A 14,454-nucleotide genomic window follows, 5' to 3' on the forward strand; every position below is an offset into this window, starting at 1 on the left:
AATTTCACCCCACTCCTGAGCAATCGCACTGCTGAGGTCAGGGGTTCGATCCCCCTCTGCTCCACCACCGGTCTGGCTGCTTCCATCCGCATCGCAATCATCAGACAGGCCCCGGAACCAATCCGGGCATAAGGCGTTTTGGGTTCTGCACTCCATCCTGGGGCAAGGACCAAGACATGCTGATTTCCACCATCATCACCCTGATCGTCGTCGGCGTCCTGCTGTGGCTGGTCAACAACAAGCTGCCCATGGACGGCACCATAAAGACCATCGTCAATGTCGTCGTGATCATTGCCGTCGTGTTGTGGCTGTTGCGCAGCTTCGGTGTCGTGAACCTGTAAGGGCCGGCCGCAGCGCGCTGCCGCCTGTGGGCAAGCGCGCTGCACCGGGCTTGTTCTGCCGCCCCGCAACTGCCATGCCCTGACCATGGTTGGGCTTGCGGGGGCAGACAAAGATGACGAACTGGTCGCGGCGTGACCTGTTGGGCGCGGGCCTCGCGCTCGGCGTGGCCGGACCAGGCTGGGCCGCCGCCCCCAGTCTACCTCCGCTGGCAGCGCTGCCACCTGTGGTTGATTTTTCGGCCCTGTTTGGCCCGGTCAAGGATCAGGGCGATCGCTTTACATGCGCCTATTTTGCTACGACAGCGCTCATCGAAGCCGAACTGACACGGTTGACCGGTGTGTGGCGGCCATTGTCTGAACAATATCTGACCGACCTGGCCCATGCCACGAAACGCCCGCCGGCTGACGAATCCACATCCGTTCCAGACGTGTTTGGCCTCGTGTTCAGACATGGAATGGTGCCAGCCAGCGTCCTGCCCTATCACAGCAAGCTGCCGCTCGATCGCTCAGTGCCGCCACCGAACACTGAAGTCCTGTCCCACAGGATAAGGCTGGAGATCGACGCGTTAGGGTTAAGGGGATTTGGAAGGACATTGCGCCAGCTTTCGCAACGCCCTTTGATCATGCCTTTGCCCTCTTCGAACAACTGGGCCGGCTGGCGTGACAGCGATGGTCTGTTTGAGCCGGTGGAGTCTTATGCGCCGGGTGAAGGGAAGACTCTCCATTTTGTCGTGCTGACTGGTTATGACATGCGCACGCAATTTTTCTTCTTTCGCAGCAGTTGGGGACCCAGCTGGGGGCGTGGTGGCTATGGGCGGGTCAGCTTTGACAGCATGCGGACACGTTTGGCGAGGATGTACTTGTATCACTTCACTCGCTTTGCGGTGATCTGACCCCTGCGACGCGGTTGAAGGGCGCTCTTCGCGCGAGGCGCAAGGCGCAAGGCGCGACGCGGTGCCGCTTGGCGGCCCACCCACCGCACTGTAAAGCCCAGCTGTGGTCCTCACCTTCATCCTCGCCGTCGCCTCCATGGCGCTGATCATCACTGTCCGCTACCTGGCGGTGTCGGGCGGCTTCGCCTGGCTCACTCGCGCGCGCGGTGTGGTCGCTGGCCCAGCCGATCCGGCACGGCGCGGCGCCCAGGTGCGCAATGAAGTGCGCTGGTCGCTGATTTCCGCCGTCATCTATGCCATCCCCGCCGGCCTCGCCATCGAAGCCTGGCGATCATTGGGCTGGACCCAGTTGATGACCAGCATCGACAGCCCGCTGCAGGCCGTTTGGCTGCCGCTGTCCATCCTCGTTTATCTGTTCGCGCACGACAGCTGGTTTTACTGGACCCACCGCTGGATGCACCAGCCGCGCCTGTTCAAGGCCGCGCATGCCGTCCACCACGCCAGCCGGCCACCGACGGCCTGGGCCGCGATGAGCTTTCACCCGTGGGAGGCCGTCTCCGGCGCCATCCTCATCCCGGCGCTGATCTTCATCATCCCCATCCACATCGGCGCGCTGGGCGTCGTGATGCTGATCGCCACGATCATGGGCGTCACCAACCACATGGGCTGGGAAATGTTTCCCAAATCCTGGGTGAACGGCTGGTTCGGCCGCCATGTGATCTCCGCCAGCCACCACGAAGCCCATCACCGCCACTACACCTGCAACTATGGCCTGTATTTCCGCTTCTGGGACAAGCTCTGCGGCACCGATCGCGGCCTTGCCAATTGGGCAGGGCAGGCATAACGTCGATCCATTCCCCGGGGAGCCAGCGTTACTGGCTGAGAGTGGGCGTATGCGCCCTGACCCGCTGAACCTGATCCGGTTGACACCGGCGGAGGGAGGGACGTGCGGGGCGAATGGGCCCCTGCCCGCGCCATCCCGTCCGAATTGCGGATGAAGGACAAAGCGCATGGCCGATATCAACAGCAAGCTGGAAGTGCCTGTTACCACAGGGCCGCTGCCCGGCAGCCGCAAGATCCACGTCGCCGGCACGCTGTTCCCCGATATCCGCGTCGCCATGCGTGAAGTGGTGCTGGAACCATCCGCCAACGAACCGCCGGTGCGCATCTATGACACGTCCGGCCCCTACACCGACACGTCCGCCACCATCGACATCGCCGCCGGCTTGCCGCCCCTGCGCACCGCCTGGATCGAAGCGCGCGGCGATTGCGAACGCTATCCCGGCCGCGAAGTGAAGCCCGAAGATAATGGTATCATTGGGGGCATCTCCGGCGGCAAGAAACAGCCGGACACGCCGGAATTCCCCCACGTCAACAAGATGCCGTGGCGCGCCAAAGGGGGCCGGGCCGTCACCCAGATCGCTTACGCCCGCCGCGGCATCATCACGCCGGAAATGGAATATGTCGCCATCCGCGAAAATATCGGCCGCGCGCAGCGCGATGGCCTGATCCGCGACGGCGAGGATTTCGGCGCCGAAATCCCCGATTATGTCACGCCCGAATTCGTGCGCAGCGAAATCGCCCGCGGCCGCGCCATCATCCCGTCCAACATCAACCACCCCGAAGCCGAGCCGATGGCGATCGGCCGCAATTTCCTGGTGAAGATCAACGCCAACATCGGCAACTCAGCCGTCGCTTCCTCCATCGCCGAGGAAGTCGAAAAGATGGTCTGGGCCACCCGTTGGGGCGCTGACAATGTCATGGACCTTTCAACGGGCCGCAACATCCACAACACCCGCGAATGGATCTTGCGCAACAGCCCCGTGCCGATCGGTACCGTGCCCATCTATCAGGCGCTGGAAAAGGTTGGCGGCATCGCCGAGGATCTGTCGTGGGAGGTGTATCGCGACACACTGATCGAGCAGGCCGAACAGGGCGTCGATTATTTCACCATCCACGCGGGTGTCAGGCTTGCCTATGTGCCGATGACCGCCAACCGCGTCACCGGCATCGTCAGCCGCGGCGGCTCGATCCTCGCCAAATGGTGCCTCAGCCACCACAAGGAAAATTTCCTCTACACGCACTTCGAGGAAATCTGCGAAATCATGCGCGCCTATGACGTGTCGTTCAGCCTCGGCGACGGCCTGCGCCCCGGCTCGATTGCGGACGCCAACGACCGCGCGCAATTCGCCGAACTCGAAACCCTGGGCGAGCTCACCCAGATCGCCTGGAAACACGACTGCCAGGTGATGATCGAAGGCCCCGGCCACGTGCCGATGCACAAGATCAAGGTCAACATGACCAAGCAGCTCGAAACCTGCGGCGAAGCGCCTTTCTACACGCTCGGGCCGCTCACCACCGATATCGCGCCCGGTTACGACCATATCACCAGCGGCATCGGCGCCGCGATGATCGGCTGGTTCGGCTGCGCCATGCTCTGCTACGTCACGCCCAAGGAACATCTCGGCCTGCCCGATCGTGACGATGTGAAGGTCGGCGTCATCACCTACAAACTCGCGGCCCACGCCGCTGACCTGGCCAAAGGCCATCCCGCCGCCCAACTGCGCGACGACGCGCTCAGCCGCGCCCGCTTCGATTTCCGCTGGCGCGACCAGTTCAACCTGTCGCTCGACCCGGAAACCGCGCTGAAATACCACGACGAAACCCTGCCGGCCGAAGGCGCGAAAGTGGCGCATTTCTGCTCGATGTGCGGGCCGAAATTCTGCAGCATGAAGATCACACAGGACGTGCGCGATTATGCGGCCAAGCAGAACACCGACGCGATGCTGGAAGCCGGCATGGCGGAAAAGAGCGCCGAGTTCCGGGCCAAGGGCGGGGAGATTTATCTGCCGGCGGCGGAGTGAAGCCGCGCTTGCAAATTATCTCAAAAACGGCATATTAGCCGATGTGGTCGGTCGAGTATCTGAACGGTGTCGCAGAGGCCGAAGTCGAAGCCTTGCCGCGTGACACGCGGGCAAGTTTTCTTCGGATTGCGGATATGATCCGTGCCAATGGCCTCGAACGGATGCGTGAACCCTATGTCAAACATCTGGAAGGCAAGATTTGGGAAATGCGGTTGAAGGGTCGCGATGGCATCGCCCGGTCACTCTATGTGACAGCAACCGGACGGCGCGTCATCGTGTTGCGAACATTTGTAAAAAAGACCGAAGCCACGCCTCGCCGCGAAATTGAAATCGCCCTCACGCGGGCGAAGGAGATATGATGGAGCGCAAGTTCATTCCGGTCGAAGAGTCCTTCGCACGTTGGCGCGAAGACCCCGAATTCATTCGCGAATATGACGCGCTCGAAGAAGAGTTCGCCCTCGCCAACGCGCTGATCGGCGCCCGCAACAGCGCCAACCTCACCCAGGAAGAACTCGCGATCCGCATGGGCACCAGCCAAAGCGCCATCGCCCGCCTGGAAAGCGGCCGCACAATGCCCTCGACACGCACCCTGCGAAAACTGGCGGAAGCGACGGGGACGAAGCTGCGGATTGTGCTTGAGCCGGACAAGGCAGCTTGATCGGTGTAATTAAGTATTGTGTCTCCGGAATTGTATCCCCGGAATTAATAAAGGGCGGGGAGATTTACCTGCCGGCGGCGGAGTGATTGCGACCAGAAATGTGGAAGCCAGTTAACATCGCATCAGCAGAAGAATTGCAGTCTTTCTTCAACGCTTGGAGCGATATGATGCACGCAATCAGCCGCGTTAGGCGGCAATATGGAACCGATATCATACAAAACCCCAAGCTGCCGTCGAAAATATCAGAGGCTTTGGCAGCACGAATTTATGTAAATGAAAATAGGTCAAAAATCGGCGAAATTTGCCGAGGTGGTGGCGCGGATTTGGTTGCTAAGTCATCCAATAGAATCAAGGCAATCGAGGTTAAGGGAAGCGGCACTGCGGAATTTCAAACAATCGGGCCTAAGGACCGCTCCTGCGACCTACTGATGTGGCTTCGTTTTGGCGAAGTTACCAATCTCAGTTTGGAGTCCGATTTGAATTGGGCGCTATTTGACCCAAGAAAATGTGTTCGAGAGCTAACTGGCACACGTCTGAGCTTCTCCACCTTGCGCTCAAACAAAGAAGGCCTCGTTTTGGAAGGAACGACGAAAATCGGCGACTTACTAAAGATATTTTAGACAACCCCTCTCCCGTCTGCCGGAGAGGGGAGGAGAGTAGCCGATGTCAGTATGTGAACCTGCGAAACACGACCGTCCGCCGCGACATATCAGGCTCGGCCAAATAGCGCGCCGGCATCCAGCCCAGCGCTTGGCTGTTCCCTTCGTGATTACCCCACCAAGCACGATGCAGGCTCGCTGACTTGGGTAGGCCGCCCACCAGCTTCGCAATCTCATCGTACCGCATGGTGACCTGAGAATCGTCCTTGTTGCGAAGATACTCCAGCAGCGGCGCATACTTCGCGCCCTTGCCGGATGATGACGACAAATGCTTCATCTCAATCTCCTGTGAATCGCCTTCTTCCTCCAACGCCCACACCGGCGCCTCCAGCGCCGCCGCCAGCTTGCGCCGGGTGGCAGCCGAACCCGTCCCGCCACCGTTCTCGATCAGGCTCAGCCACACCTGGCTGAGCCCGGTGCGGCGGGCCAGTTCGGCTTGGAACAGGCCGCGATAACGGCGCCAGGCGGCGATGGGGTGCAGCCCTTCATCGAGAATGGCGCCGAGCACTTCGCCGGGCATCATCCCCTCGCCAGCGTCTATGCGCGCCAGCGTGGCGCGGGCGTCGGCAACGTCTTCGGGATTAGGGTGACAGTGCATTAAAGGTGCTTTGGGCATCGTGAAGCGTCAGGCCGCTTGCCTCACGGCCCGTGCTGCAGCTTCCGGCTCGGCGACAATAACGCGCAGATAAGCCATCACCGCAGCCGGCGGTGCCACGCGGACGCTTTCATAGCCGGCATATTCGCCTTCCGGAATGCCGTAGCGATCTGCGAACTCGCCCAGGTTCAAGCCAAGCCGGGTCCGCAACTGCCGCAGTTCGCGCGCCAACAGCCCGCGTTCAAAGCCGGCGACCGACACATCGCAATCCTCCGGATCATTCGGGTCGGCCGGCAGTGCTATGATAAAGTCGTTCTTCACCAGCATTGCTCCTGCGCACCGATATAAACCGGATCACCTCGCCACGCCAGACATGCACGGCGGTGTAGCAGCGACCATCCACCAGCCCGATGACCTTCCACCGCTGTTCATTGTCTTCGAGGCGATGAGACGGCAGGACAAGATGGAAGGGATCATCGAATAGCGTCGCTCCAAAGGCCAAGGACAGCCCATGTTGCGCGATGTTGGTCGCGTCTTTGGCGGGATCAAATTCGACAAGCATGAGCGAGGTATGGCATCATTGGCTGCGGTGCCCAAACGGTGTTGACGCCTGCGCTGGCGGCGGTGATGCAGCGATGCTGCCTCCGATGTTTTCGGCACAACGGCGGTTCAGGCAAGGGAGTGCGCGCGGTGGGCGAGACGTTCGAGCGGCACAAGCAGGCGTGGACCAGCGACGAGGTGGCCAAGCTTCATGCTCTGGCGAAAAAGGGCATGCCCCTGCGCGCCATTGCCAAGGCGCTGACTCGCAGCGAGGAATCGGTTAAGGCGCGGGCGAAGGAAGACAAATTGGGCATTGCCAGCCTGCGGTGACCGCACGGTGGAAAGGCGACGCTCTCCCCGTCAGCTGCGCCGCAAGCCCCTACGGCAGGGCAATCGGCGATGAAGCGCAAATTCACTTGGTCGAAGGGTTGGCCTGGCTCACCTTCTTGGGGGCTTCCTTCTTGGGCTTGCGGGTTTCCTTGTTGGATTTTGCCTGACCCTTGGCCATCGCCTGTCTCCTGAACGGACTGATGTCCGCGGCTGACTATGCGACCTTCCCGGCCCGGCGTCACCGGCCAATATCGGAACGCCGGACAATCATTGCGGGATCCATGATCGATCCCCGCCCCCGAAGGCCTGCTGTCCTACACTGGCAAGGCATGTCATCATGCTGTTGTACGTCCCTTCAGCAGAAAATCGCGAACCGCAAATCCGCAAAACCGCAGCATTTCAAAGGGGATTCCCGCCGGAATCGTCCAAAGGGTCAAAACCGAACCGGCAATCCGGAGGACTTGCCTTCAACAAATCAGGCCGCAGCGCTCTCCCGCATCTTTTCCTGCACCACCAGTTCCTGCGCCACCAATTCAGAGACACGCGGCACCATCGGCACGAACGGCGTATCGCGCACCAGGCCATATTCAGCGCGCACGTCCGCCAATGGCCGGTGCACCTGGTTCTCGAAATCGATGAACTGGATGGATTTTGCCCGCCGGCCCAGCGCCCAGCCGTCGGTAATGGCGTCCATCGCCGGCTGGATCAGCCAGGGATCGACCAGAGTGGCGTGGCTGATGATCACCGACAGGGTCATCGCCGAATAGGGATAGTCCATCTGCGCCAGGCTGAACGCTTGCAGCGCCAGTTCATGGAAGGGATGCGTGGTATAACCGGTGAGCACATGGTGCAGATCGTGGGTCTGATACCCGCGCAACACCTTGTATTTCAGCACCTCCGGCAGGCGCGCCAGCTTGCCGCTGGCTTCGAAATCGGCGGTCAGCCCGGCGTATCCGACGGCGAGCTGTTCGGCCAGGCCGTTCACCACCATATGGTCGCGCCAGGCCGCACCCAGCGTGCCGGGGGCGCAATCGGCCACGTGTGACAGGCTGAACGGCGGCGCCATCCAGCCGGCGGCGGCCAGCGGGCCCTGATCGGGATGCTCGGTGATCGCCGCCACATATTTGTCGATGGCGTCCTGCGGTGCCTGTTCCCACCATTCATTGAACAGCAGGTGCACGCCATAGGCATAGAAATCATCGACAGCGGTGAGGAATTTTTCACCGAATATGCGGTCAACCTTGTGCATGATGTTGCCTCCGATCCGTGCGGCAGCCTTGCATGACCGCACGAACCCAACAAGCCATTTGGTGAAGGCTGCGGCTGGCGATAGACTGACACCGATGAGCAACGACGCGACTTCCCCCGCCGGCCACCGTGAACGGCTGCGCGCGCGGCTGCTGGCCGGCGGCGGTGATGGCTTTCATGATTATGAGCTGCTGGAATATCTGCTGGCGCTGGCGATTCCGCGGCAGGATACCAAGCCGCTGGCCAAGCGGTTGATTGACGAATTCGGCAGCCTGGCCGCGCTGATTGCCGCCAGCCCGGAAGAATTGAAGCGCGTCGAGGGCCTGGGGGATGGCACGGCGGCGGCGATCAAGTTCGTCGAAGCGGTGATGTTGCGGGCGCTGCGCACCAAGGCGCTTGATCGGCCGGTGCTCAGCGGCTGGCAGGCGCTGCTCGATTATCTGCATGCCAGCCTGGCGCAGCGCACCACAGAACAATTCCGGGTGATCTTCCTCAACAATCGCAACATCATGATCCGTGATGAGGTGATGAACGATGGCACGGTCAACGCCGCGCCGGTGTATCCGCGGGAAATCGTCAAGCGTGCGCTCGATCTGGCGGCGGCGTCGATCGTGCTGGTGCACAATCATCCATCGGGCGATCCGCAGCCCAGCCGCGACGATATCCAGATGACCCGCGCCATCATCGAAGCCGGGCGGCACCTCGGGCTGACGGTGCATGATCATGTCATCATCGGCGCCGGCGGCCATGTGTCCATGCGCGCGGCGGGGCTGATCTGACGGCAAGGCGGCAAGGCCATACGCAATAATATCCTTGCCTTGCGCCGCCCTGCCCCGCACACATCAGCGATCAAATGGAGGCGCAATGCAGGCACTGGCGGCTTTTGACGAGATGTTCGGATCGGGCGCAGGCTATGACAGCCAGTCGCCTGACGGCGTCACCGCAGCCTATCGCGCCATCCGGCAATGGATGGCCGATTCCCCGCCAGAGCTGATGGCGGCGCGCCGGGCCCAGGCCGAACTGTTTTTCCGCCGTATCGGCATCACCTTTGCCGTCTATGGCGATGCGCAGGCCACCGAACGGCTGATCCCGTTCGATATCGTGCCGCGCATCCTGATCCGCCCGGAATGGGATCGGCTGGAACGCGGCCTGAAACAGCGCGTTGCCGCGCTCAACATGTTCCTGGCCGACATCTATGGCCGGCAGGAGATATTGAAGGCCGGCATCATTCCGTCGGAGCTGGTGCTGCTCAACCCGGCCTATTGCCTGCACATGGTGGGCCGCACGCCGCCCGGCGGCATCTGGGTGCATATTGCCGGCATCGATCTGGTGCGCACCGGGCTGGACGAATTCTATGTGCTGGAAGACAATGCCCGCACGCCATCGGGCGTGTCGTACATGCTGGAAAACCGCGAGGTGATGCTGAAGCTGGTGCCCGATCTGTTCGATCAGGTGAAGGTGGCGCCGGTGGAAACCTATCCCGAAATGCTGCTGGAAACCCTGGCCAGCGTGTCCCCGCGCAAGCTGCGCGGCAGCCATCCCACCTGTGTGCTGCTCACCCCCGGCCAGTTCAACAGCGCCTTTTACGAACACAGCTTCCTGGCCGACAAATTGGGCATCGAGCTGGTCGAGGGCAGCGATCTGTTCGTGCACGACGATGTGGTGTTCATGCGCACCACCGAAGGGCCGCAACGCGTGGATGTGATCTATCGACGCGTGGATGATGCCTTCATCGACCCATTGGTGTTCAATCCGGATTCAATGCTGGGCGTGCCCGGCCTGATGGCGGCTTATGGCGCGGGCAATGTCACGCTGGCCAATGCCGTGGGCACGGGCATTGCCGATGACAAGGCAATCTACAGCTACATGCCCGACATCGTGCGCTTTTACATGGGCGAGGAACCGATCCTGCCCAACGTGCCGACCTGGCGCTGCCGGGAAGCGGAATCGCTGATGTATGTGCTCGATCACCTGCCGGAACTGGTGGTGAAGGAAGTCGATGGCTCTGGCGGCTATGGCATGCTGGTCGGTCCGCATGCCTCCAAGACGACGATCGCGGCCTTTGCCGCCAAGCTGCGCGCCAATCCGGAAAAATTCATTGCGCAACCGACGCTGGCGCTCTCGACCTGCCCCACCGCCACCGATGGCGGCATCGGCGCCCGCCATGTCGATCTGCGGCCGTTCGTGCTCACCGGCGCCGACGGCGTGCGCATCGTGCCGGGCGGGCTGACGCGGGTGGCGATGACCGCCGGGTCACTGGTGGTGAACTCGTCGCAGGGTGGCGGCACCAAGGACACGTGGGTGGTCGATGGTTGAGGGGACGATTAAAGGTCACCTCTCCCCTTTGGGGAGAGGTCGAGAGACGGCGCAGCCGGCCCGGGAGCGGGGTAACGCCCGTCGGCGCCAAGGCTGGCACCCCTCTCCCGCCGCGCTCCGCGCGAGTTGACCTCTCCCCCAAGGGGAGAGGTGAGATGCTCTCCCGCACCGCAGGCAATCTCTACTGGATGGGCCGCTACCTTGAGCGCGCCGATTTCACCTCGCGGCTGATCGAGGCAACACAGCGGCTGGCCGCCCTGCCCTCCAGCTATGGCGGCGCCTCCAACGCCTGGGATTCGGCGCTGGCCGCCGCCTGCCAGATCGACAATTTTGCCAATACCGGCCTGAAGGTCGATGAACATGACGTCACCGAATATCTGACGTTGAATGCCGGCAACAGCTCATCGATCCGGTCGTGCCTTGAAAGCGCGCGTGGCAATGCACGGTCGGTGCGCACCGCGCTGACCGAGGAAGCCTGGGAAGCCATCAACACCGCCTGGCTGGAGGTCAGCCGTTATGGCACGCACCTGTCCAGCCGCGAGACGCTGGCGCAGCTGATCGAATATGTGAAGCATGCGGTCGCCGCCTTCGATGGTGCGGCCAACCGCACCATGCTGCGCGGCGATGCCTTCTGGTTCATCAATCTGGGCGCCGCCATCGAGCGGGCCGACAACAGCGCGCGGCTGCTCGATGTGAAATACCATCTGCTGCTGCCGCGCGACGAGCCGGTCGGCGGCAGCCTGGATTATTTCCAGTGGACGACCATCCTGCGCACGGTTTCGGCCATGACGGCCTATCGCTGGGTGTATAACGACAGTGTGAAGCCGTGGCTGGTGGCCGATCTCCTGATCCTCAACCGCCAGATCCCGCGCAGCCTGGCCGCCTGCTATGATGAAATCCGCCGCCACCTCGATCTGCTGGCAAGCCAGAGCGGCCGCCGCGGGCCGGCGCACCGGCTGGCCCATGCGGGGCATGCGCGGCTTTCGGGCGGCAATATCGAAGCGATTTTCGGTGAAGGCCTGCACGAATTCCTCACCCAGTTCATTGCCGACAACAACCGGCTGGGCGAAGCCATCGCCGAACAATATCTGTTCTAGGAATAAGCGATGCGCATCCGGGTCGATTATTCCACCGTCTATGAATATGCCCGCGAGGCCAGCGATGTGCTGCAACTGCTGCGGGTGCAGCCGGCGGCACATGATGGCCAGCATGTCGTGCATTGGCGCATCGATACCGATGTGAACGGCCATTTGCGGCGCAATGAAGACGCCTATGGCAATATCACCCACATGTTCTACCCCGACGGCCCGGTAAAACGGCTGTCGCTGCATGTGGCGGGTGAAGTGGATACGCTGGAAAGCCATGGCGTGATCGCCGGCGGCCACGAACCGCTGCCGGCGCTGATCTTCCTGCGCCAGACCGACCTGACCCAGCCGGACGACGCGCTGAAGGCTTTTGCGCGGAAGATCGACACCGGTGATGCGCTGGCGACCTGCCACCGGCTGACGTCCGTGCTTTATGAACAGATGGTGTTCGATCCCGATGTCACCCATGCGCACAGTGATGCCGCGCATGCCTTCGCGATTCGGGCCGGTGTCTGCCAGGATTATGCCCATATCTTCCTCAGCGTGACGCGCACGCTCGGCATTCCGGCGCGCTATGTCTCCGGGCATTTGGTGCGCCACGATGGCCTGATCACCCAGCCGGCCGCCCATGCCTGGGCCGAAGTGTTGATCCCCGATCTGGGCTGGGTGGCGTTCGATCCCACTAATGGCATGTGCGCCACCCAGGCCTATCTGCGGGTGGCGGTGGGGCTGGATTATCGCGAGGCCGCCCCGGTGCGCGGTGCACGGCGCGGTGGCGGCGCCGAAACCATGGCCGTGGCGGTGACGACCCAGGCCAGCATCGATCATCCGGGCCTGAGCGAACTCGGCGATGCCGATGCCAACCGCGACCAGCTTCAGGAACAGCAGCAGGCGCAGGCCTGAACAGGCTTGCCGGCAGCGCGCCGGAAGCGCAATCTTCCGGCAAACAACAGTATCTGGGGGCAAGCATGACCTATTGCGTCGGAATCCTGGTGCGCGAAGGCCTCGCCCTGCTCGCCGACACCCGCACCAATGCGGGCGTGGACAATATCTCCACCTATCGCAAATTGCGCGTGATGGAACACGGCCCGGATCGGGTGATCATGTGCGCCTCGGCCGGGTCGCTGTCGGTCACCCAAAGCGCCTTGTCGCGGGTGGCGCTGGGCGTGACCATGCCCGATACCGGCGACAAGGAATTCCTCGCCGAAGTGCCCACCGTGTTCCGCGCCGCACAACTGGTCGGCCAGGCGCTGTCAGAGGCCAAGACTGAAATTGACCGGGTGGTGAAGGATGCCGATGTTTACACCGGCGCCACGTTGTTGCTGGCCGGGTCGATCGGCGGACGCCGGCCGCGGCTGTTCCTGATCTATGGTGCCGGCAATTTCATCGAATGCCAGCAGGACACGCCCTTCCTGCAGATCGGCGAGAATAAATATGGCAAGCCGGTGCTCGATCGCATGCTGACCCACGAAACGCCGATGGCCGAAGCCATGAAGATCGCGCTGATTTCGTTCAGCGCCACCATGCGGTCGAATCTGGCGGTGGGCCTGCCCATCGACATCGCCACCATCCGCACCGGCGTATCGGATCTGGAACTGATCCACCGCATCGAAGCGGACGACGATTATTACAGCGAGCTCAACAACCGCTGGAGCAACGCCCTGCGCGCGGCAGCCGCCGCCATTCCCCTGCCCCAATTCGCCAGCCAGCCGGAGCTGGAGCAGCGGAGCTGAGGTTCAGGCGCTTACCGCCTGCGCCTCGGATTTCTTCATCCACAGCATCACCGCCAGCACCAGGCCAATACTGGCGATGCCGCTCATCGCGAAATAGCCGGGCGCGCCCAGCCGGTCATACAGCGGCCCGGAAATCAGCACGGCCGCAGCATAAGTCGGCGCATTGGCAAGGCCCATGTAGATCATCTGCGCCGTGGGGGCCCGATCATCGCCATGGATGGTCTGGATGAAGCGCATGCCGCCCAGGAACGTCACCGCAAAGCTGAGCGCGTGCAGCAGTTGCAGCGGCGCCAGCACCCAGAATGGCGGCAGCGCCGCGAGCGCCGTCCAGCGCAACACCGCGCCGATCCCGCCAGCAACAATCAGCGTTTCCGGGCGGAACCGCGCCGACCAATTGCCGAGGAAGATCAGGAAGCCGACTTCGGCCAGCGTGCCGATGTTCCACAGCACCGAGATTTCCTTTGACGACATGCCCTGTTCATTGGCCCACACCAACGATCCGGAGGTGTAGAGGAACCCGGCGCTGGCCTGGATGAGGCCGGCGGCAAAGATGAACAGGGTGAAGCGCGGGTTGCGCAGCATGCCGAGCCCGGAGGACAGACGCTCGAAAAACGGCTGGGCAATCTCGGCGGAAGCCAGCTTGGGCTCGCGCGGCATCCAGGCGCTGCCGGCGATCATCGCCGCCGAAATCACCAGCATGAAGCCCCAGATCGGCCAGAAGCTCCCCGTCCAGTCGTTCAGCACGCCGACGATCGAAGTGCCGACAACGAACGCGGCCGATGCCAGGCCGCGCGCCAGGCCATAGCTGGGCAGGCCGGTGCGGGTCAGCCGCAACAGCGCCGTCTCCACCACCGGCAACAGACCCCAATAGGCGACATCGAGGATCAGGATCACCGCAAACACCGCAACAAAGCCGGTGAGGAAATACAGCGCTGCAAAACCCAGGGTGAGCAGGATGGTGAACATGAACAAAGGCGCGCGGCGGTCGCTGCGGCCATCGGCCCAGGCCGCGGTCAACGGCCCGGCCACGGCGCGGCTGAAGCCGGCAATGGCCAGCACCACGCCGATTTCGGCACCGGAAAAATTATGCACCTTTTCCAGCCACAGCGGCAGGAACGGGATCAGGCAGCCAAAGCCGGCAAAGAACAGGCACGCCAGCAGCGTGGCACGCACCCCGTCGGACGCGAGGGAT

Annotated in this window: 18 protein-coding genes and 1 riboswitch; of the genes, 13 read left to right on the forward strand and 5 right to left on the reverse strand. The window is 62.4% G+C overall.

Going from position 1 to position 14,454, the window contains the following annotated elements; genetic code table 11:
- Positions 1–176: 176 nt before the first annotated feature.
- The 7 genes from AC6UUM_RS10955 to AC6UUM_RS10985 all read left to right on the forward strand — a co-directional run bounded on the left by AC6UUM_RS10955 (position 177) and on the right by AC6UUM_RS10985 (position 5,376).
- On the forward strand, positions 177–341 hold the full coding sequence (locus AC6UUM_RS10955) for a Thivi_2564 family membrane protein (RefSeq protein ID WP_500802313.1): 165 nt from the start codon (positions 177–179) through the stop codon (positions 339–341).
- A gap of 113 nt (positions 342–454) precedes the next feature.
- Positions 455–1,234 carry a C1 family peptidase gene (locus AC6UUM_RS10960; RefSeq protein ID WP_500802314.1) on the forward strand — a complete coding sequence of 260 codons (780 nt, stop codon included), beginning with the start codon at positions 455–457 and terminating at the stop codon, positions 1,232–1,234.
- 103 nt (positions 1,235–1,337) lie between these two features.
- Positions 1,338–2,078, forward strand: a complete 741-nt coding sequence (locus AC6UUM_RS10965) for a sterol desaturase family protein (RefSeq protein WP_500802315.1) — start codon at positions 1,338–1,340, stop codon at positions 2,076–2,078.
- Between the two features lie 5 nt (positions 2,079–2,083).
- Positions 2,084–2,192, forward strand: a riboswitch (TPP riboswitch).
- 52 nt (positions 2,193–2,244) lie between these two features.
- Positions 2,245–4,098 carry a phosphomethylpyrimidine synthase ThiC gene (gene thiC, locus AC6UUM_RS10970; protein ID WP_500802316.1) on the forward strand — a complete coding sequence of 618 codons (1,854 nt, stop codon included), beginning with the start codon at positions 2,245–2,247 and terminating at the stop codon, positions 4,096–4,098.
- Between the two features lie 41 nt (positions 4,099–4,139).
- Positions 4,140–4,457, forward strand: a complete 318-nt coding sequence (locus AC6UUM_RS10975) for a type II toxin-antitoxin system RelE/ParE family toxin (protein WP_500802317.1) — start codon at positions 4,140–4,142, stop codon at positions 4,455–4,457.
- Positions 4,457–4,756 carry a helix-turn-helix domain-containing protein gene (locus tag AC6UUM_RS10980; RefSeq protein WP_500802318.1) on the forward strand — a complete coding sequence of 100 codons (300 nt, stop codon included), beginning with the start codon at positions 4,457–4,459 and terminating at the stop codon, positions 4,754–4,756. The genes AC6UUM_RS10975 and AC6UUM_RS10980 overlap by 1 nt, the downstream gene beginning before the upstream one ends.
- Before the next feature lie 98 nt (positions 4,757–4,854).
- Positions 4,855–5,376, forward strand: a complete 522-nt coding sequence (locus AC6UUM_RS10985; RefSeq protein ID WP_500802319.1) for a hypothetical protein — start codon at positions 4,855–4,857, stop codon at positions 5,374–5,376.
- A 46-nt stretch (positions 5,377–5,422) separates the two neighbouring features.
- Here the strand turns inward: AC6UUM_RS10985 and AC6UUM_RS10990 are convergent, their stop codons facing one another.
- Genes AC6UUM_RS10990 through AC6UUM_RS11000 form a run of 3 tightly spaced genes read right to left on the reverse strand, consistent with a single transcriptional unit; the run spans position 5,423 to position 6,572 of the window.
- Positions 5,423–6,031 (reverse strand): helix-turn-helix domain-containing protein, encoded by a 609-nt coding sequence (locus tag AC6UUM_RS10990; protein ID WP_500802320.1) that lies wholly within the window; start codon positions 6,029–6,031, stop codon positions 5,423–5,425.
- A 9-nt stretch (positions 6,032–6,040) separates the two neighbouring features.
- Complete coding sequence (locus AC6UUM_RS10995) at positions 6,041–6,337, reverse strand: helix-turn-helix domain-containing protein (protein WP_500802321.1); 297 nt, start codon at positions 6,335–6,337, stop codon at positions 6,041–6,043.
- On the reverse strand, positions 6,288–6,572 hold the full coding sequence (locus AC6UUM_RS11000) for a BrnT family toxin (protein WP_500802322.1): 285 nt from the start codon (positions 6,570–6,572) through the stop codon (positions 6,288–6,290). Before AC6UUM_RS11000 ends, AC6UUM_RS10995 begins: the two co-directional genes overlap by 50 nt.
- Before the next feature lie 128 nt (positions 6,573–6,700).
- Here AC6UUM_RS11000 and AC6UUM_RS11005 point away from each other — a divergent pair, with 128 nt between their 5' ends.
- Positions 6,701–6,880, forward strand: coding sequence for a hypothetical protein (locus AC6UUM_RS11005; RefSeq protein WP_500804956.1), 180 nt, complete (start codon positions 6,701–6,703; stop codon positions 6,878–6,880).
- Positions 6,881–7,355: 475 nt separating this feature from the next.
- Here the strand turns inward: AC6UUM_RS11005 and AC6UUM_RS11010 are convergent, their stop codons facing one another.
- Complete coding sequence (locus AC6UUM_RS11010; protein WP_500802323.1) at positions 7,356–8,129, reverse strand: Coq4 family protein; 774 nt, start codon at positions 8,127–8,129, stop codon at positions 7,356–7,358.
- A 94-nt stretch (positions 8,130–8,223) separates the two neighbouring features.
- Here AC6UUM_RS11010 and radC point away from each other — a divergent pair, with 94 nt between their 5' ends.
- The 5 genes from radC to AC6UUM_RS11035 all read left to right on the forward strand — a co-directional run bounded on the left by radC (position 8,224) and on the right by AC6UUM_RS11035 (position 13,262).
- Positions 8,224–8,907, forward strand: coding sequence for a RadC family protein (radC, locus tag AC6UUM_RS11015; RefSeq protein WP_500802324.1), 684 nt, complete (start codon positions 8,224–8,226; stop codon positions 8,905–8,907).
- An 85-nt stretch (positions 8,908–8,992) separates the two neighbouring features.
- A complete protein-coding gene (locus AC6UUM_RS11020) occupies positions 8,993–10,444 on the forward strand; it encodes a circularly permuted type 2 ATP-grasp protein (RefSeq protein ID WP_500802325.1) in 1,452 nt (483 codons plus the stop codon).
- 155 nt (positions 10,445–10,599) lie between these two features.
- The gene (locus AC6UUM_RS11025; RefSeq protein ID WP_500802326.1) at positions 10,600–11,541 is read left to right on the forward strand and encodes an alpha-E domain-containing protein; all 942 of its coding nucleotides are present in this window, start codon (positions 10,600–10,602) and stop codon (positions 11,539–11,541) included.
- 9 nt (positions 11,542–11,550) lie between these two features.
- Complete coding sequence (locus tag AC6UUM_RS11030; RefSeq protein ID WP_500802327.1) at positions 11,551–12,432, forward strand: transglutaminase family protein; 882 nt, start codon at positions 11,551–11,553, stop codon at positions 12,430–12,432.
- Between the two features lie 65 nt (positions 12,433–12,497).
- Positions 12,498–13,262: a proteasome-type protease gene (locus AC6UUM_RS11035; RefSeq protein ID WP_500802328.1), complete on the forward strand. Its 765-nt coding sequence runs from the start codon at positions 12,498–12,500 to the stop codon at positions 13,260–13,262.
- Between the two features lie 3 nt (positions 13,263–13,265).
- On the opposite strand, the gene AC6UUM_RS11040 is transcribed toward AC6UUM_RS11035, so the two are convergent.
- Positions 13,266–14,435, reverse strand: coding sequence for an MFS transporter (locus AC6UUM_RS11040; RefSeq protein ID WP_500802329.1), 1,170 nt, complete (start codon positions 14,433–14,435; stop codon positions 13,266–13,268).
- Positions 14,436–14,454: the final 19 nt, after the last annotated feature.

The sequence above is a fragment of the Sandarakinorhabdus sp. genome, from assembly GCF_987265915.1.

What these genes read in the sequence shown, in the direction of transcription:
- AC6UUM_RS10955 (WP_500802313.1), top strand. Translation starts at nt 177, where the DNA reads ATGCTGATTTCCACCATCATCACCCTGATCGTCGTCGGCGTCCTGCTG.
- AC6UUM_RS10960 (WP_500802314.1), top strand. Translation starts at nt 455, where the DNA reads ATGACGAACTGGTCGCGGCGTGACCTGTTGGGCGCGGGCCTCGCGCTC.
- thiC (WP_500802316.1), top strand. Translation starts at nt 2,245, where the DNA reads ATGGCCGATATCAACAGCAAGCTGGAAGTGCCTGTTACCACAGGGCCG.
- AC6UUM_RS10975 (WP_500802317.1), top strand. Translation starts at nt 4,140, where the DNA reads ATGTGGTCGGTCGAGTATCTGAACGGTGTCGCAGAGGCCGAAGTCGAA.
- AC6UUM_RS10980 (WP_500802318.1), top strand. Translation starts at nt 4,457, where the DNA reads ATGGAGCGCAAGTTCATTCCGGTCGAAGAGTCCTTCGCACGTTGGCGC.
- AC6UUM_RS10985 (WP_500802319.1), top strand. Translation starts at nt 4,855, where the DNA reads ATGTGGAAGCCAGTTAACATCGCATCAGCAGAAGAATTGCAGTCTTTC.
- AC6UUM_RS10990 (WP_500802320.1), bottom strand. Translation starts at nt 6,031, where the DNA reads ATGCCCAAAGCACCTTTAATGCACTGTCACCCTAATCCCGAAGACGTT.
- AC6UUM_RS10995 (WP_500802321.1), bottom strand. Translation starts at nt 6,337, where the DNA reads ATGCTGGTGAAGAACGACTTTATCATAGCACTGCCGGCCGACCCGAAT.
- AC6UUM_RS11000 (WP_500802322.1), bottom strand. Translation starts at nt 6,572, where the DNA reads ATGCTTGTCGAATTTGATCCCGCCAAAGACGCGACCAACATCGCGCAA.
- AC6UUM_RS11010 (WP_500802323.1), bottom strand. Translation starts at nt 8,129, where the DNA reads ATGCACAAGGTTGACCGCATATTCGGTGAAAAATTCCTCACCGCTGTC.
- radC (WP_500802324.1), top strand. Translation starts at nt 8,224, where the DNA reads ATGAGCAACGACGCGACTTCCCCCGCCGGCCACCGTGAACGGCTGCGC.
- AC6UUM_RS11020 (WP_500802325.1), top strand. Translation starts at nt 8,993, where the DNA reads ATGCAGGCACTGGCGGCTTTTGACGAGATGTTCGGATCGGGCGCAGGC.
- AC6UUM_RS11025 (WP_500802326.1), top strand. Translation starts at nt 10,600, where the DNA reads ATGCTCTCCCGCACCGCAGGCAATCTCTACTGGATGGGCCGCTACCTT.
- AC6UUM_RS11030 (WP_500802327.1), top strand. Translation starts at nt 11,551, where the DNA reads ATGCGCATCCGGGTCGATTATTCCACCGTCTATGAATATGCCCGCGAG.
- AC6UUM_RS11035 (WP_500802328.1), top strand. Translation starts at nt 12,498, where the DNA reads ATGACCTATTGCGTCGGAATCCTGGTGCGCGAAGGCCTCGCCCTGCTC.